The organism is Streptomyces sp. NPDC054794, from assembly GCF_053611585.1.
Map to the genome: position 1 here is coordinate 1 of NZ_JBSHAQ010000103.1, position 15600 is coordinate 15600.

At 68.8% G+C, this 15600-nt stretch carries 19 protein-coding genes and 5 pseudogenes; 5 read left to right on the forward strand and 19 right to left on the reverse strand.

Features of this window, described 5'->3' with window-relative positions:
* From ACWGKT_RS46980 to ACWGKT_RS46990, 3 genes are all read left to right on the forward strand, one after another.
* The coding region (locus ACWGKT_RS46980; protein WP_453278588.1) for an integrase core domain-containing protein at positions 1-288 on the forward strand (288 nt) is incomplete at its 5' end.
* A 123-nt stretch (positions 289-411) separates the two neighbouring features.
* Positions 412-762 (forward strand): hypothetical protein, encoded by a 351-nt coding sequence (locus ACWGKT_RS46985; RefSeq protein ID WP_453278589.1) that lies wholly within the window; start codon positions 412-414, stop codon positions 760-762.
* A 232-nt stretch (positions 763-994) separates the two neighbouring features.
* Positions 995-1540: a putative quinol monooxygenase gene (locus tag ACWGKT_RS46990; RefSeq protein WP_453278590.1), complete on the forward strand. Its 546-nt coding sequence runs from the start codon at positions 995-997 to the stop codon at positions 1538-1540.
* Between the two features lie 452 nt (positions 1541-1992).
* On the opposite strand, the gene ACWGKT_RS46995 is transcribed toward ACWGKT_RS46990, so the two are convergent.
* The 19 genes and pseudogenes from ACWGKT_RS46995 to ACWGKT_RS47085 form a co-directional block, all read right to left on the reverse strand.
* Positions 1993-2433 (reverse strand): STAS domain-containing protein, encoded by a 441-nt coding sequence (locus ACWGKT_RS46995; protein ID WP_453278591.1) that lies wholly within the window; start codon positions 2431-2433, stop codon positions 1993-1995.
* A 335-nt stretch (positions 2434-2768) separates the two neighbouring features.
* Positions 2769-3207 (reverse strand): annotated as a pseudogene (locus ACWGKT_RS47000) (HEAT repeat domain-containing protein); the annotation flags it as partial.
* Positions 3208-3311: 104 nt separating this feature from the next.
* Positions 3312-3636 (reverse strand): annotated as a pseudogene (locus tag ACWGKT_RS47005) (transposase); the annotation flags it as partial.
* A gap of 406 nt (positions 3637-4042) precedes the next feature.
* Complete coding sequence (locus tag ACWGKT_RS47010) at positions 4043-4330, reverse strand: SCO5918 family protein (protein ID WP_453278592.1); 288 nt, start codon at positions 4328-4330, stop codon at positions 4043-4045.
* Positions 4331-4397: 67 nt separating this feature from the next.
* Positions 4398-4805 carry a CBS domain-containing protein gene (locus ACWGKT_RS47015; RefSeq protein WP_453278593.1) on the reverse strand — a complete coding sequence of 136 codons (408 nt, stop codon included), beginning with the start codon at positions 4803-4805 and terminating at the stop codon, positions 4398-4400.
* Between the two features lie 79 nt (positions 4806-4884).
* Positions 4885-6342 (reverse strand): DEAD/DEAH box helicase, encoded by a 1458-nt coding sequence (locus tag ACWGKT_RS47020; RefSeq protein ID WP_453278594.1) that lies wholly within the window; start codon positions 6340-6342, stop codon positions 4885-4887.
* Between the two features lie 243 nt (positions 6343-6585).
* Complete coding sequence (locus ACWGKT_RS47025; protein WP_453278604.1) at positions 6586-6789, reverse strand: cold-shock protein; 204 nt, start codon at positions 6787-6789, stop codon at positions 6586-6588.
* Positions 6790-7023: 234 nt separating this feature from the next.
* Positions 7024-7351 (reverse strand): annotated as a pseudogene (locus tag ACWGKT_RS47030) (helix-turn-helix domain-containing protein); the annotation flags it as partial.
* Between the two features lie 271 nt (positions 7352-7622).
* The gene (locus tag ACWGKT_RS47035) at positions 7623-8039 is read right to left on the reverse strand and encodes a DUF5994 family protein (protein ID WP_453278595.1); all 417 of its coding nucleotides are present in this window, start codon (positions 8037-8039) and stop codon (positions 7623-7625) included.
* Positions 8040-8151: 112 nt separating this feature from the next.
* Complete coding sequence (locus ACWGKT_RS47040) at positions 8152-8526, reverse strand: DUF5994 family protein (RefSeq protein ID WP_453278596.1); 375 nt, start codon at positions 8524-8526, stop codon at positions 8152-8154.
* Between the two features lie 184 nt (positions 8527-8710).
* Positions 8711-9121 carry an STAS domain-containing protein gene (locus ACWGKT_RS47045; RefSeq protein WP_453278597.1) on the reverse strand — a complete coding sequence of 137 codons (411 nt, stop codon included), beginning with the start codon at positions 9119-9121 and terminating at the stop codon, positions 8711-8713.
* A 71-nt stretch (positions 9122-9192) separates the two neighbouring features.
* Complete coding sequence (locus tag ACWGKT_RS47050; RefSeq protein ID WP_453278598.1) at positions 9193-9627, reverse strand: DUF5994 family protein; 435 nt, start codon at positions 9625-9627, stop codon at positions 9193-9195.
* A 192-nt stretch (positions 9628-9819) separates the two neighbouring features.
* Positions 9820-10176, reverse strand: coding sequence for a hypothetical protein (locus tag ACWGKT_RS47055; RefSeq protein ID WP_453278599.1), 357 nt, complete (start codon positions 10174-10176; stop codon positions 9820-9822).
* Positions 10177-10254: 78 nt separating this feature from the next.
* Complete coding sequence (locus ACWGKT_RS47060) at positions 10255-10515, reverse strand: hypothetical protein (RefSeq protein WP_453278600.1); 261 nt, start codon at positions 10513-10515, stop codon at positions 10255-10257.
* A 493-nt stretch (positions 10516-11008) separates the two neighbouring features.
* Positions 11009-11251 (reverse strand): annotated as a pseudogene (locus tag ACWGKT_RS47065) (TetR family transcriptional regulator); the annotation flags it as partial.
* Between the two features lie 29 nt (positions 11252-11280).
* A complete protein-coding gene (locus ACWGKT_RS47070) occupies positions 11281-11415 on the reverse strand; it encodes a hypothetical protein (protein ID WP_453278601.1) in 135 nt (44 codons plus the stop codon).
* A gap of 257 nt (positions 11416-11672) precedes the next feature.
* Positions 11673-12134: a replication-relaxation family protein gene (locus tag ACWGKT_RS47075; RefSeq protein ID WP_453278605.1), complete on the reverse strand. Its 462-nt coding sequence runs from the start codon at positions 12132-12134 to the stop codon at positions 11673-11675.
* A 667-nt stretch (positions 12135-12801) separates the two neighbouring features.
* Positions 12802-12948 carry a hypothetical protein gene (locus tag ACWGKT_RS47080; RefSeq protein WP_453278602.1) on the reverse strand — a complete coding sequence of 49 codons (147 nt, stop codon included), beginning with the start codon at positions 12946-12948 and terminating at the stop codon, positions 12802-12804.
* A gap of 435 nt (positions 12949-13383) precedes the next feature.
* Positions 13384-13515, reverse strand: a pseudogene (locus ACWGKT_RS47085) (IS6 family transposase); the annotation flags it as partial.
* 135 nt (positions 13516-13650) lie between these two features.
* Here ACWGKT_RS47085 and ACWGKT_RS47090 point away from each other — a divergent pair.
* Together ACWGKT_RS47090 and ACWGKT_RS47095 are read left to right on the forward strand one after the other, a co-directional pair.
* The gene (locus ACWGKT_RS47090; RefSeq protein WP_453278603.1) at positions 13651-14475 is read left to right on the forward strand and encodes an alpha/beta fold hydrolase; all 825 of its coding nucleotides are present in this window, start codon (positions 13651-13653) and stop codon (positions 14473-14475) included.
* A gap of 294 nt (positions 14476-14769) precedes the next feature.
* Positions 14770-15270, forward strand: coding sequence for a DUF4760 domain-containing protein (locus tag ACWGKT_RS47095; RefSeq protein ID WP_453278606.1), 501 nt, complete (start codon positions 14770-14772; stop codon positions 15268-15270).
* Positions 15271-15600: the final 330 nt, after the last annotated feature.

The following is a 15600-nucleotide window of genomic DNA, read 5'->3' on the forward strand; positions in this document are numbered from 1 at the left end:
TCATCCGCGAGGTCTACCACCTGCTCCGACCCGCCCCTCGGACAGCCTCTGCGGCAAGTTGACAACTATAGGAGCGTCAACGCCCTGATGGAGTCGCTCTGGCAAGGACTCAAGAGGGAGACGATGCACCAGAGACCGTTCACCACGATGCGCCAGGCGAGGCTGGAAATCTTCCAGTGGCTCACCTACTACAATTCCCGCAGACGCCACAGCGCCCTCGACTACGTCTCCCCAGCCGAGTGCGAAGAACGGCACCAGAGAGAACGTAAACTCACACTCGCAGCATGAACCCCCGTGTCCACACTCCGGGGGACACCTCACTCGCCGCCGTCCCCCGACCCTCAGTTCTCATCGGAGCCGACCCCTGGCTCGGGCGGTAACGCCGTCGAGCCTGAGAAGGCGCATCAGATCGTGGGCAACGTCCTGTCCTGGTACAACCGGCAGCTCCTGCTCGCGAGGCGCACCGGCGACCAGCCGCGCCTGGAGGAGCTGATGATGCAGCGGCAGCAGTGCGTGGAGGACCAGGTCCGACTCAGGGACGCCGGGCCCGAGGAGGTCACACGTATCGCCGACGTCTACACCGAGCGGCTGAAGGAACTGCAAGCCTCCGAGCCACAGGGCCGCCGGCGACAGCCCAGTGACCCGATAGGCCGCCCTGATCACTCACGCGACCCAACCCCCACCATGCACGGTTCAACGAGCGACCGGGGTGCCGATCCACGGCCAACCGTGCACGAGGTCGTTGGTCACGGCGTGGTGTGAAACGCAATGCCGTGACCGAGCGGGACCGACTTATCGATCGGAAGAACCGACCCCTGTGGACGAGACCCCCGCGCCGACCGTGGCGGTCATGCGGCTGTGCGGGTGATCCCTTACGCCATCGCGTTACCCCGATATCTCGACTCGGGAATCGGTGCACTCGTACAGCCGTCATGCCCCACTCCCAATGCGATGAAAGACGAACGCCATTATCGCGCCGCAAAGAGGAGGTAATATGCTTACGAATAATTCCACCCCGGCGAAGCGCATCCATCTCAAGGTGACTTGTGGTACGAGGGTCCGTTCGAGGCGTCTCGCCGCCGTTACCGCCATCGGCGTCCTCGCGGGGACACTATTCGCACAATCGTCAGCGTACGCCGCTGAGAGAGCTCACCGCCCAACTTGGGCCACGTCCAAGAGCGCCCACTTCGCGGACGAGTGCGCGAACTCCTCGGGGTTCGCGCTGGTGGTCGACCTCTATCTCAAGGACGCCGCGGCGGCGCGCGCGTACGATGAGCTCGTGGCGCGGACGGTTCCGAAAATTCAGGCCAACGAACCCAACACTTTGGTGTACACGGAGAATCAGCCCGTCGGCGGCGGAATCAACCGAGTCCAATATGAACTATACCGCGACAAGGCGGCATTCACCTTCCACAGCAACGCGTCCTACGTGCAGAAATACGTAGCGGAGCGGGAGAAATACATTGTCGGATACAAGGTGACAAAATACTGCCTTGTTCGCGGATTCAGCAGGGGGTCCAGCGATACCCATCCCGGATAGATGCCCGGGAGGAGCCAAGAGCCGAGATCATGTGGGCCCGTCGCCGGTCGACCGGGGCCGGGCAGGCTGTGTGCCGACGGGTGCCGTCCGGCGTGATCGCGGGAGGGCGACGGCTGCGGGAGACGGTCGTTCGGCCTTCAGCCGCGCCAGTGCGCCCATCCGCAGCCTGAAGCCTGATGGCATTGGACTCGCTGTCCGTCCGCCAGGGTCTGGCGCGAACCCGTCTCACGGTACGTTCGGGAAGGCGGGGTTTTCTGCTGTCCGTGTTCTGGCGTTGGGTCAGTGGCTGTTGCAGCTTCGGGCTCAACTCATGGCAGCCTGCCAACGCACAATCGTCCCGGTGGAGACGATTGCGAACATCGCGCTCCCGCACTTATGTACCACCTTGAGGGCGCGTCACGGGCCGCGATCGCGCCGGGCCGCGCTCGGTCGACGGAGCGAGCCGCAGCAGATCACGTCCCGGGCAGCGCGGGGAGCACCGTTTCTCGGAACTGAGCGTCGGTACCGGTCAGCTCCAGTACGCGCCATACCTGGGGCTGCACGCTGCGCAGTTCCACCCCGCCGCCACCCGTGACGACTCGCTGGCGCAGGCGCATCAGCATGCCCAAGCCGCTGGCGTCCATGAACGTCACCCGTGTCATGTCGAGGGTGAGGTCCTGGCCGGCGATCGCGAGCGAGGCGATGACCGGGGCGGTCTGCGAACAGGTGGTGAAGTCCAGTTCCCCGGCCACGGCCATCACGACCCGGCCGGGCAAGTGGCTGATCTGTAGGTCAAAGAATTGCTGCACGGGATGAACCGCCGTCGGGTCGAAGCCCATTACGGTCGGCTCCCACTGCCGGAAGAAGGCCGTCAAGCGCGCGGCATCGCGCCGCCCACAGCCGAGCAAGACCACCCGTACCCACCGACGGCCACCTCGTCGATGACCGCCCGGCAGCGCGGGGTCTCCTACCAGACCAGGCTGGTTGTTCCTCCAGCGTTGCACAGCGTCGCACCCAGCACCAGGGCGCCTGGTCGAGGCCGCGTGAGCGGACAGGTCGGGAGCGGGGCGTGGAGGTGGGCGGCCATCATCTACCAGGTGTATCGGGTGATCGCCTTCTCTTGTTCGGCCGGCTCGGGTGCCGGCAGGTCGCGTCCCTGCGCGCATGCCCGGTATGTGCTCAGCAACGGTGTGCAGCTTGGTGTTGGTGCGCTGTCAGACACGCCTCCTGGCCGCACGGTAGGTCGCGGTCACAGTGCCCGCGCCGCATAGGCCCTGACGTCCGCGTCCCGGTCCGTCGTCGCGGTGGCCAGGGCGGCTCGGGCGTCCTCGACGGCACGGTGCCGGGTCAGGGCCCAGGACGGCTGCCTTGCGGACGTCGGCCTTCAGGTCGGTGAGGGCCTTGGCGGGGGCCGGCACGGCCAGGTCGGAGTCTGCGACGGACAGAGCGGTGGCGGCGCCGGCCCGTACCTGCCAGGCCAGGTCTGACAGGGCGGCCTCGGCGCGTGTGGCCAGGGCGGCTGGGCAGCCCGTCGTGCCCAGAGCCTCGTAGGCGGCCCCACGCACCAGGGCGTCGGGATCGTCGACGAGCGCGGCGAGGGCCGAGTAGGCCATGTCCGGGCCTGTGCCCAGGGTGGCCAGGGCCTTGGCGATCGTGACGCGGACCTCGCGGGACGGATCGACGGCCGCCAGTGTACCGGCCATCGTCGCGGTCCGGCCCGAGGTCTGTGTGGTCTGAGCCGGGGTGCTACCGCCTCACGCCGACGGCCGTCGGCGGCACCGTCATGGGTGGGTGTTCGCCCGGCGGTGCCGGAGTACTGGCGCTGTACTACGGCGGAGGTGGTGCCCTTCTTCACGAAGCCGGTGTCGTCGAGGATCAACACGCCCTCTGCACAGCCGAGTTGTTCGGCTACGTAAGCCTTCAGGTCGTCGCACAGGCCGTCGACATCCCAGCGGCTACGGGAGAGGTAGTGCTGCAGGCCGTGGGGGAGCGGCGTGGCCGGCGTACTCGGCGAGCTGACAGCTGTTCTTGCGGCCGACGGGACCGAGCAGTGCGCGGACGTAGTTCCTTATCCGGCGCCGGGCTTCCACACGGCAGAAGCGGTCTCCGGTCCGCATGAAGGGTTCTTCGAGTTCCAGGTCCCAGGCGTTCGTCGGTACGTCGTGGATCACGACAACGGACTGCTCGCAGCGTTGTCATTACATGCGGCGCGGGCACACGTCGGTGGGACGGCGAGCCCAAGACCGTCCGACGCATGCCACACCCCCACTACACTCGCCACCGCCAGGCCGTTGACCAGGAGAAATGTAGAAGTCCGGGTGGAGTGCTAGTGGTCGCCGGGCAGCCTGGCGGCGACAACAGGGCGGAGCGGGCCGTACCGGCCTCGTGCGGCTTGCGGCTCATGGCCGAACCGTTGGCCCCTACGGGACGTGGTTCGCGCGTCCGGCCCACTCACCGGCCGGGTGCCACATCCTCAGTTTTCCAACCCGAAACGGCGCATGACTGCCGTAGCCCCGGAAAGTGTCACCAACCGAGCGCATCCACGTCGGCTCGCGCGTCTCGGGTCGGCATGACCGGGCGCGCGTCGTGGCAGGTGAAGCCGAGGCTGGTCAGTGCCCGGCGCATCTCAGCCGTCGTGAAGTCGCGGCGGTTCTGCCCGGTGATCACTTCCCCGACCTGCATCACGGGGTAGACACGGCGGTCGATGGTCACGGACACGCCGGTGACGGGCTCGGGCGGGATGCCACTCATCGACTGCTCGACCTCGATCTTGGTCAGGTCGAAGGGGTATCGGGCGATGACACAGCGCATGGATGCCTCCACAGGGGTGGGGAAGAACACCGGGGACGCCGACCGCGCCACGGCGGTCGGACGGCGGTCAGGGCATGAGAACGAGGACGCCCAGGGCGTAGCCGTGTTCGTCGATCACGGGGGACACGTCCAGGGTCCGGACCCGCATGGCGGCTTCCGCCTCGCCGAGTGCGGCCATGGACGAGGTGAACGGTCCGCGGTCGAGCGGGATGTCCCGCAGCCGGGTCCGGTGGCTGGACCACGAGCCGCCGCGGTGCGCGGCGAGCTGGGCCCGGGTGACCAGGCCCGAGCACCGCCCGTCCTCGTCCTGGAGGAGCAGGTGCGGGACGCGCGCACCGATGAGCACGGACAGGGCCACGTCGACCGCCATGTGGTCGTCGACCTGCGGCCCGGGGGCGTGCATGGCGTCGCGGGCGGTCAGACCGGTGCCGTCGGCGATGTCGGTCTGCCGCGTTCGGGGCGGAAACGGCGTCAAGGGCTTCTCCTCTTCGTCGGGGCGGGCAGGACGGGCGACGGCTCGTCCCGACCGCAGGGAGCGCATCCCCGTGCTTGGGTTATGGGTTGTCCCTCGGGGCAGACCGACGGGCTCGGCCGGCGGACCGGCCCCTGCGCTTCCGGTCGGCAGATCCCTTGCCCCCTCGTCGTCCGTCGACCGGTGCCGCGAGGGAGACGGGCACGCCGGAGGGGGTGCGGGCGCCGGTGATGCGATGCAGTTCCGCCTCGCCCGGGCGGATCCGGACGGTACTCGGAGCGATGCCGACATCGGCCATCAGGCGGTCCACCGCGCGCCGCTGGTGCGGCAGGACGAGGGTGACGACGGTGCCGGACTCGCCCGCGCGTGCCGTACGGCCGCCGCGGTGGAGGTAGTCCTTGTGGTCGCCGGGAGGGTCGCCGTTCACGACGAGGTCGAGGTTCGCGATGTGGATTCCGCGGGCGGCGACGTTGGTGGCCACCAGGACCGTGACGTGGCCGTCCTTGAACTGGGCGAGCGTCCGGTTGCGCTCTGTCTGGGACTTGCCGCCGTGCAGGGCCGAGGCACGAACCCCGACGGACAGCAGGTGGTCGGCCAGCCGGTCCACCGCGTGCTTGGTGTCCCGGAACATCAGCACCCGTCCGTCGCGAGCCGCGATCTCGGTCGCGGCGGTGTCCTTGTCGGCGTCGCGCACGTGCAGCAGATGGTGCTCCATGGTGCTCACCGCTCCCGCAGACGGGTCGACCGAGTGTACGACGGGGTCGTGGAGGTAGCGGCGCACCAGGAGGTCGATGTTGCGGTCCAGGGTGGCCGAGAACAGCAACCGCTGGCCGCGGGCCGGGACTTGGTCGAGCAGCGCGGTCACCTGGGGCATGAAGCCCATGTCGGCCATCTGGTCGGCCTCGTCCAGGACGGTGACGGCGACCTGGTCCAGCCGGCAGCCTCGCCGCTCGATGAGGTCCTTGAGACGGCCGGGCGTCGCGACGGCGACCTCGGCGCCGCCGCGCAGCGCACTCGACTGACGGCGCATCGGCATGCCGCCCACCACCGTGGCGAGTCGCAGCCGCAGGGCGCGGGCATAGGGGGTGAGCGCGTCGGTGACCTGCTGGGCCAGTTCCCGGGTGGGTACGAGGACGAGGGCGAGCGGCTGCTGGGGCTGCGCCCGCTGCCCGCTCAGGCGGGCCAGCACCGGCAGACCGAAGGCGAGCGTCTTGCCCGAGCCCGTACGGCCCCGGCCCAGGACGTCCCGGCCGGCCAGCGCGTTCGGCAGCGTGGCCGCCTGGATCGGGAAGGGCACGGTCAAGCCCTCGGCGCCGAGCGCGGCCAACAGCCTTGCGGGCATGTCCAGTTCGCCGAACGTTTCGACCGCCGGCAGCGGCTCGGTGTGGGTGACAGGCAGGGCGAACTCCTGTCGGCGCGGGGTGGGGCGTGCGCCCTGGCCGCTCTTTCGCCCGGTGCCCGGACGGGGTGCCTGGCGGCCCGTCCCCTGCGTACGGAAGCGGCTGCCAGGAGTGCCGCCGGTGCGACGGGTGCGGTTCATGGAGGAACCTTCCTCGATGCGGCGTATCGAGGAATTCCGTCCAGTGGCGACGACCGCACGAGGATTCGCAAGAATGAGCCGAAAAATAAGAAGAGCCGGTTCTCGTGGCGCTGAGGCGGGGCGGCCGGTGGTCCGGGCAATCCGGAAAGTGAGAAAAACAATGAGCTGGGGCCCGCACCCCAAGAGCGCGGGCCCCAGCCACATGATGCGCGAACCACTGGCCCGCGACGATTCGCGTCAGTGTCAGGCGGGAACGATGTTCTCGGCCTGCGGGCCCTTCTGGCCCTGGGTGACGTCGAAGGTAACCTTCTGGCCTTCCTGAAGCTCGCGGAAGCCGGTGGTGGCGATGTTCGAGTAGTGGGCGAACACGTCAGCGCCGCCGCCCTCCTGCTCGATGAAGCCGAAGCCCTTTTCCGCGTTGAACCACTTCACGGTGCCAGACGCCATATTGAATCTCCCTTGGGGGCAGTAGCCGGACTCCGCACTTTGTGGAGTCGAGTCGCCGCGATGATCACCCCTCCGGAAAGATCCGGAAAGCTCTGCAAAGAAAAAATCTCTGGCAACCAAAACTGCAACTGCTATCACGTTAACACAGGTCAGGTGGAATCGGCACCGTGGTTTTCCGGGTCGCCCGGTAATTCGCGTGTCGCTGTGGTCTGTATTATTGTACCGGCGACGCCAGGTATCCGCGCCGTGCTCGTCCAGCTTCCGGCGCATTACCCGGTTCAGGTGGAGGGCGTCGTCGAGCTGGTTCTCAAGAGAGATGATGCGGCACGCGGCGTCGATGGTGGTGCCCTGGTCGACCAGCTCACGGACGCGGGCCGCGATACGCAACTGGCGGCGCGAGTAGCAGCGGTGGCCGCCTTCTGAACGTGGGGGAGTCATCAGCCCGGCTTCGCCTACGGGCCGGAGGAAGGCGGGGATGGCCGAGAACGTCGGCGGCCCGCCCCATGGTGTAGGCGGGATAGTCGTCGTCGTTGCCGGCGACAGCGGCGTCCTCAGCGGGCATGGCACCTTTGTTTCGGGGGACGCGGCGAGGGACCAGGTGCGCGTGGCAGCCGTGCTCCGAAGGAGTCAGCACCACTGTGCCTCGTGCGACAGCCCTAACTCCGGCAGGCACGGACATGTGCCTCGCCGGGAGAGATTTCCCTCCGCGCACAGCCCGACGAGTCGCCGTACGTGGTCGCCGGCCACCAGGGCGGCGCTGCCGAGCGCGTACTGACCGGCCGCGGAATGCGCGATCGACGACGTGTGCTGCCGAACGAGCCGAACCCGCTCACTCAGCTCGCGAACTGGCCCTGCTCCGGTGTCAGCCCGGCGGCGGACATGAGCGATTCGGCGGCCCGCTCAGTCGCCTCCGGTGGCACGACCAGCAGGTCCCGGCGCCCATGGCCGGGGGCCATCAGGACGATGGTGCTCGGTGCGTGCGCCGTGGCGGTCCTGCGCAGCCGTACGACCTGGTTGCAGACGAGCATGCGGCCCGGTGCCCCGGCCCACGGTGCGCCGTTCACCAGGACACTGACGATCTGACCCCAGGCACGCGGCAGGCCGGAGAGCAGTTGCGGGAGTTCTGCCAGGAGATCGCAGGTGCGCGGCCACCAGGCCCCGTCGATACGGTGTGGCACGGTGCTCTCGGGCGCGAGGTACAGGCGGAGGAGGGGCGGGGCTGGTTGCGAGGGCCGTAGACCGTCGTTCATGAGGCGTCCTGTTGAGAGGTTCGGCGCGGTACGTCGTCCTCGGCCGGACGGTGTTCCTCGGCGGCCAGGAGTGCGCTCGCGGTGAGACGAAGGGCGGGGCCGGCGGCTGCGGTCATGAGTCGGCTGCCGTCGGCTCCGTTACGGGCGGGACGACCGGCAGGTCCCAGCGGCCGAGGCCGTACGAGAAGGTCCGGATCGTGTACGGGTCGAGCCCGGACGCGAACCAGGTGGCCCTCACGGTGTGGCCCGTCGCGGGCAGGCCGCACGGGGCGGTCGGCCAGGTGCTGCGGCCGACGGCGACCTGCCAGACCCGAACTCGCCTCGTGTCGAAGACCTCGGCAGGCGCGCGGAGTTCGGCTGCGAGGTCGTCGGAGCGCGGTCGGTAGGCGCCGCACCCGGGGTCGGTTGGGAAGGCTGGCGGACGCGGGGCGAGCCGTGCGGGAAGCGAAGGAGTGGGAGCTCCGGCTGGACCGAGCGGCCTTGTCACTGAGCGCGTTCATGTCGCGTCCCCCGTCCCCGGGCCGCCGCGCGGTGAACCGGTGCTGTGGTGCGCCCAGCATGACGCCGACGGGGGAGGCGACGTACGGGAAACTCCCGGTTCGTCCACGGTACTCCGTCGGCTCGGCCCCCTGGCGTGGTCACATGTGCCGGCCGGGTAGCTTCGGTCGACATCAGGGCGGGTCCGGCCGAGTCCTCGAAGGTGTGCTGACCTGGTCCGGTGCGTCGGTGTCGGCCGTTCGTCCCTCCCAGGCGTCCTGCGCGCTGGCATAAGGGGGGAAGCGGTCGAGGAGACCGGTGTGGCGGAAGACCAGGTCGGTCGTGTGGTTGTCGTAGACGATGCGCATCCAGCCGTCCCGGGCGCGACAGTCGGACCACGCCTCGCACAGTGGCGGCAGGATGCTGCAATCGGTGAAGGTCACCTCGCTCAGATCCACGATGAGAAGGAGTCGTCCGGGGTGGGCGGCGCGGGCCTCGGCCAGGGCGCGGGCGAGTGGCGCCACGGTCTGCGCGTCCAACTCGCCGTGTGCGCCGACGAGGCGGCACTCCTCGAAGAGCGCGGGCGCTTCGTCCTGAGTGTCCAACGGCTCGCGAGAGGACGGTGGTCGAGGTCGGACGGCAGTCCCGGCCGCGGGCGCCCAAGGGGCCGCCAGCCTCATTCCGCCTCCCCTGTCATGCCCCCGAGCCGACCGGTCTCGGCGAGCGCCAGCATCCGCGCGGCGGTCAGCGGGTTCTCGGGGTCGGCCGCGGCGGCCAGCAGCCGGGCGGCTGTTCCGGCGGGCTCCTCGGGCGGGACGACCAGGAGCGCCCAGCGTCCCACGGTGCCGCAGTCCAGAGTGATGACGTGTGTCTCGCTTCCGAGTCCGGCCGGCTCCACGGCGATCACCCGGCCGGGCGCCATGACCGTGTGCGGGGCGTCGGGCCATTCGGCGGGGTCCACGGTGACCCGTACCGTGGTGCCCGCCTCCGGCTCCAACGAGCCGACGAGCAAGGGCAGTTCGAGTTCCAGCGCATCGCAGCGCGGCCACCAGGCCCCGTCCAGCGGGCCATGACTGACGTCGGGGGTGAGGGTCAGGCGCGGCAGGGGCATACGAAACGTGTGCGGGTCATCCGCGGACGCGCCTTCGGCCGGCGTTCTGCTGGGTTCCATCGTGCGGTCCCGTCCCGGCGTCGTTGGACGACTGCCGGTTTCGTCACTCGCCGGGAACGGCACCGCCGGTCGCGCTGCGCGAAAAACTCTCGGTAGGCTCAGGGTACTCCCGGTCGAGGAGGAGCGGGCGGGTCAGTCGTCCGACTGCGTTTTCTCTGCCCCCTCCTGTTCCTCCTGTTCCTCCTGTTCCTCCTGTTCCTCCTGTTCCTCCTGTTCCTCCTGTTCCTCCTGTTCCTCCTGTTCCTCCATCAGGCGGATGCCCTCGTGCGTCAGCGACACGGCCGCGGGAGTCCGGTGCGAGGTCCAGTCCACGCTGATCAGGCCCTCGTCGGCGAGAAAGGCGCAGGCGGCGAAGAGGTCCTCGTCGGGCAGGCCCAGCTCGGTGCGGAGCGCCGATCCGCTGACCTCGGGGCGGTTGAGCTCCGCAGCCTCGTACAGGGATCTCAGGACCGACTCGCGGTTGTGCTTGCGTTCGTGGAGTTTCGTCATGGCTGTCGTTCTCCGAGGTGTTGACGGCCGTGTGGGGACGGATGCGACGGCGGATCCTGGTGGCCTCACAGACCCGGGTCACACCTCGTCGGCGTGTGTCTGGTCATGGCCTGTCGATTCGCTGGTCGCCAGCCAGGACCGTGCGGGTTCCGCGGCGCGCGCGGTGTCGAGGGTGAGATGGAGCCGGGTCCCTCCTCCGCGGCCGGTGGGGTAGCTGCGCTGCTCGGTCGAGGCGAAACAGCGCCGGAGCACTTCGGCGACTCGACGGGCGACCTCAGGCGTCGCGGCGACGATGCGGACCTCGGCGTGGCCCTGGGAGGGCAAGGGCTCGTGATCCATACGGACCTCCTGGCAGGCGACGGGCACGAGGCGGTCGCTGCCCGGCAGGCGGGGCGACGGCGCGGGGACCGCGACGCGTTTCACGGCGGCCCTTTTCTGAAGGGTATGCCGGGTAAGGCCGGCCGTGCGTGCACGGGCTACCGGCGCTCCGGCCGCCAGACCCCCGTGGCCGATCGGAGCCGGCCTGTGCCGGGAAGCAGCGAACGCTCGCGGAAGGCCGGTGCTCTTCTCGGCGTCGGCCGCCGTAGTCGGACACCGATGGCATGCCGCGTACCGGCTCCGACACGACCAACGACGCCAGGGCGGCCTTTGTCCGTGCCCGGGGCAGGGTTCGCCCCATGACCGCGCACATGAGGCCGGGGGGTAGCGCGGCATCGAGGGTTTCCGCAGCGCTTTAGGGCTGGGATCAGAATGACGTGCTTCCTGCTCGCGAATGAATGTCATTCTCATTGCCGGGCCGAGGGGTGACTGCGGCCGAAACGCATGGTGGGGGCTACGGCGCAGACGGCTTGCTGGGCGGTTCCCAGCCGTGTGTGAGGATGTCGAAGATTGCCTCGACGGCGGCTCGATGGTCCTGCCGACCGCGAGCGAGGGCCGGGATGTCGAGTACGAATCGAGCAAGGGCCACACATGCGAGCTCGTCGTGGTCCACGCTGAACTCGTCGGCGATGGCTGCGCTGAGGCTGTCGGTGTACCGGGTCCACATGCGTTCGGCGTACGCGCGCAGCACCGATGTGTTGCGTGTGCTCGCTGTGCTGAAGGTCGCTACGGCGACGGCAGCGCGGGCGCCATGACTGTGTCCGCCACCGCGTGCGTTGCGTCGGTCCGCTGGGAGATGGGCGACGGCACCGCCGTCACGTGCACCGGCCCCGGCACCCCGTACCAGGAGAGCGCCGGCATGAGCGACTCCTCCGACTGCGGACGCCGCTACACCCGCGCCAGCAGCGACCGCCGGACCAGCGCTTTCGGCTCACCGCGACGTCGACCTGGACTGTCACCTGGCAGGTCACCGGCGGAGGCGCGGACGAGGACGAGTTCACCGAGACCTGCAGCACTAACGCCGGCGTCCACGTCGGTGAGATCCAGGCCCTCAACTGACGGCCATGCTCGGTTCGTTGCTTGTCGGGCGGTGCCTGCAGCCCCCCGCGGCCGCCGCATCAGGGGCGAGAAGGGTCGGTACGCCTACGGCGCCCCGCCCTACGGCTCCCGCAGCGCCTGATGGCGCAGGCCGCGGCGGCGGCCAACGTATGTCGGCCGGGGCGCGGCACCACCTGGCTCAAGTAGCGGAGAGCAACAACAAGCGAGTGGCCCACCCGCTGCCTGGCGGCCGTGGGGTCTGCGATAAGCTTCGGCGGCCGCCAGTCCCGCAGCTCGGGCCACTCGGAGGCGACGTCAACGCCGTACTGGGTGGCGAACCACACCGGGGTCCGGTCGGCCTGCGGCAGGGTGATGCGCTCGATGAGGCCCTCGTCGCGCAGCTTGGCCAGGCGTCGCCGGGTCTGCTCGATCCGCACCCCGGGTGCGATCACCAGGTGCATCTGCTCGGTCGTCGCCATCCGGTACAGGGCCAGCACGGCCAGCGCCAGCCGGTCTCCTGCGCCCGCGTCCGTGTTCAGCATCGCCACCGTGGTCCCTTCCGTACGCTGCGGCGCCGTTCTGTCCGGCGCCGCGCTCAGGACTCAGGCCAGCGGTCGGCCCCGACCAGAGGACCGACCGCGAAGGCCCGACCAGCGTCACGATGCGATAACCCCACCCCCGACCACGCCGGGAACCCCGCCGGGGACCTCTCCGATAACCCCGCCGACAACTGTCCCCCTTTCCCGGGCCTGACGGTGTGTCCGCAGGTCACCAGGCCTTTGGAGCGTGGTCGGGGAGCCAGACATCCCCCTCTGCACCCCCACAACGCACTCGCCCAGAAAGAAGAAAGGGAAAAGGGGAGGGCGGTCGTGGTGTGGTGGAGTTTCGGGGGATCGGGCGGCCTTTGGGGGGTGTTGCGCGTCGGCGGGGCCTCCGCGCTCCGCGCGAGGTGGATGGTTCTGGTGCCGTCGATACTTGGCGCTCCGTTTGCTGCAGCCCGGCGCGGAGGGACGTTATGTCCCTTCGATGCCTCAGAGTGCGGGCGTCCTGGCCGGGTTGTCCGCCTTCGACCTGGTCAACTTCCCCGACGCGTTGCTCCTGCTGCGCGCTCACGGTCTGGGCTTGTCGACGGCCGGTGTCGTCGGCGCGTACGCGCTCTACAACCTCGCCTACGCCGCTTTGGGGGGCGCCGGCCGCCGCATGTTCGGCTCACTGCACCGGATACGCCGCGATACTCAGCCGCAGCGTATAGAGCGGCGCGCTCTGCGGACCCCAGGTGACGGTCACCGACCCGATGCGCGCGGCCCTCACCGAGACCTGGGTGACGCCCTTGCTGTCCTTGGCGCTCGAGGTCACCCGCGCCAGTATCGGGTTGCTGCTGCGCGGCTGCGGCCAGGGACCTTGGGTCCGGGGCTCCAAGATCACGGTCACTGTCGTACCGGATCGCACACACAGGGTTTGGACGGAGGCGTCGTCGGGGCCGTGGGTGATGGTGTTGGAGCTCGCGACGCACCCTGGGGGCGGGGATGCGGTCCGATGCGGGGCTCGTGCTCGTATCGACGGCGCCGGGGATTCCCGGGCTGTTGGGGCCGCTCTCCGAGGGCGTCGCGGTGGACTGGTCGGCGGAAGGATGCGACGTCGCCGGCTCGGCTCCCGCGCCGCTGCCGGTGCCTTCGCAGGCGGTCAGAAGGTAGGAGAGGCTGACCAGGACGGCCCCGAGCCGGGGCCAGGACCCTCGACCGCGTCTGCTGACCTCCGTCATCACGATCACTCCCTCGTGTCACCGGACATCACGCCGCGCTGGAGCATGAGCTCCTCGACCTTGTGGAAGCTGAGCGGGAAGCGGAAGTACAGCCACACGCAGTGGGAGATCACCTCGACGGGGTACCGGTGACCTTCGTACGACGGCGGTGCGCTCCCCACCGACGATCCCCCTCCAGGATGCTCAACCAGAAGATCATCCCACCCCGCCCGCCAACGTGACAGCGCCCTCAGCACGCCTCTATGCTCTGCTGCCACCCGCAGGGAGAGCCGCCTCCGAGCATGAAGGAGCTGCACGTGCCCACTGTCGATGTCAACAGCGCAGCGATCTCCTACACCGACACCGGGGCACCACCCAGACAGCCCGACGCGCCCGCTATCGTCTTCGGCCACGGACTGCTCTTCAGTGGCTGGATGTTCCACCCGCAGGTCGAGGCGCTCCGCCAGGACTACCGGTGTGTGACCGTGGACTGGCGGGGTCAGGGGGATACACCGGCGACGCCCTCCGGTTACGACATGGACACCCTCACCGCCGACGCCGTCGCCCTGATCGGACGGCTCGGCCTCGGACCGGTGCACTACGTCGGCCTCTCCATGGGCGGCTTCGTCGGCCAGCGCATCGCGGCCCGCCACGGCGAACTGCTCCGTTCTCTGACTCTGCTCGACACAAGCTCGGACGAGGAGGACCCGAGCAAGGCTGGCGAGTACCGACTGCTGGCCAACGTCTACCGGCTCACCGGGGCCCGGCCGGTCCTGAGGAAGGTGAAGGCCGCGATGTTCGGTCCCGCCTTCCTCACCTCCGCGGCGAGCAAGCCCGTCATCGACGAGTGGGTACGACGACTGCAGCGCTGCGAGCGGGCAGGCATACGCAAAGCCGTACTCGGCGTCGTCGACCGGCTCCCCGTCCACGACGAGCTCGGCCGCGTCTCCGTGCCCACTCTGGTCGTCGTCGGCGCCGACGACGTGGCCACACCGCGCGCTGACGCGGAGCGCATCGCGGCCGTCATCGATGGGGCGCGACTCGAGGTGGTGACGGGCTCAGGACACAGCAGCACCCTCGAACAGCCGGCAGCCATAACCACGTTGATCCGCGATTTCCTGACATCGGTCGACGGCAGTTGAGAACAGGCGAGCCACCTGTGGATACCTTGGGCAAGCCCTTCCACTGCCGGCCCGACATCTTCGTCCACCGCGTCTTGAGCTCCCCACAACCCCTCGATCAGGAAACCAGCAGCATCCGTAGGACGCGCCCACCAATTGACGGTCGCCCTCATTCCCGGCCGCTGCCACATCCCCAACGGGGTCGCAGCCGCTTCGCCCAGCACTTCCCGGCCAGCACCCCTGAAGGCGGACTGCCCGAAGCCTGTTCGCTATCAGTGAGATCGACGGTGTCGCCCTTGCGAGCCCGGCCACGAAATACGCCGAACCAGCTTCCCGGGCCGGAACCAGTTCCGCCCCGTCGGGCACTTCGACGTTCACGTCGGCGACGACTTCGAGCACCACGTCACCGACCGGCTCGACGGGTTTCGAGAGTCTCGCTCACCCGATTTTCGGGCATCCGTTGAGTACGTGCTCTATCACCTCAGAGACGATTTTCCCACCGCCGTCTCCTACTTGGAACTTCCTGACGGGCCGAAGGAGCACGTACGGCAAGTAGCCTTCTTCTACGATGAGCTGGGAAAACTTGTCGTCCATGGAGTCGTGGATCAGGATTTGGTTATCGGATCCTACGGTCGCACCATCTATCAGACCTGGCTCGCGATCGCGCCCTACGTTTATCGAGAACGGGAACTGCGCCAGAGGGTCGTCCTGCCGTACCTGGAACACATGGCCGCGGTGACAAGCGAGGTCACGGCATCTGACATCCATCGGAAAATGAAACTGAGGCTCCTTCCACCGACGCCCAGCAATGAGTGATCACCGGTAGGCACACTGGGCACAAACCGTCCGTCACCCCCACTGGGCACCCAGCAGCACAACGCGTGGGCTGCCCCTCACGACGGTCCTCCGCCACCCTGCTCGCCGCAACGGCTCACCAGGGCATTCACCAGCGCAGACAGCGCGCCAAGCCCGTCAGCGGCAAGCCGGTTCTGCGCCCAGGTCAGAGGCGGCGAATGTGTCCAGGGCCTGTTCGGCGGCTTGCTCGGTGGCTCTAGGGCGTGTATCGAAAGTGAATCTTGCACGTGGGATGATCTTGGTTCGTGACGCGTGGTGATCTGACGGATGTGCAATGGGCGGTGCTGGAAC

Excerpts from the sequence above, each read along its gene's own strand:
- ACWGKT_RS47050 (WP_453278598.1), bottom strand. The coding sequence starts at position 9,627 with ATGCCCCTGCCGCGCCTGACCCTCACCCCCGACGTCAGTCATGGCCCG.
- ACWGKT_RS47010 (WP_453278592.1), bottom strand. The coding sequence starts at position 4,330 with ATGCGCTGTGTCATCGCCCGATACCCCTTCGACCTGACCAAGATCGAG.
- ACWGKT_RS47020 (WP_453278594.1), bottom strand. The coding sequence starts at position 6,342 with ATGAACCGCACCCGTCGCACCGGCGGCACTCCTGGCAGCCGCTTCCGT.
- ACWGKT_RS47035 (WP_453278595.1), bottom strand. The coding sequence starts at position 8,039 with ATGAACGACGGTCTACGGCCCTCGCAACCAGCCCCGCCCCTCCTCCGC.
- ACWGKT_RS47055 (WP_453278599.1), bottom strand. The coding sequence starts at position 10,176 with ATGACGAAACTCCACGAACGCAAGCACAACCGCGAGTCGGTCCTGAGA.
- ACWGKT_RS47070 (WP_453278601.1), bottom strand. The coding sequence starts at position 11,415 with ATGCCGGCGCTCTCCTGGTACGGGGTGCCGGGGCCGGTGCACGTGACG.
- ACWGKT_RS47075 (WP_453278605.1), bottom strand. The coding sequence starts at position 12,134 with ATGCTGAACACGGACGCGGGCGCAGGAGACCGGCTGGCGCTGGCCGTG.
- ACWGKT_RS47060 (WP_453278600.1), bottom strand. The coding sequence starts at position 10,515 with ATGGATCACGAGCCCTTGCCCTCCCAGGGCCACGCCGAGGTCCGCATC.
- ACWGKT_RS47025 (WP_453278604.1), bottom strand. The coding sequence starts at position 6,789 with ATGGCGTCTGGCACCGTGAAGTGGTTCAACGCGGAAAAGGGCTTCGGC.
- ACWGKT_RS46990 (WP_453278590.1), top strand. The coding sequence starts at position 995 with ATGCTTACGAATAATTCCACCCCGGCGAAGCGCATCCATCTCAAGGTG.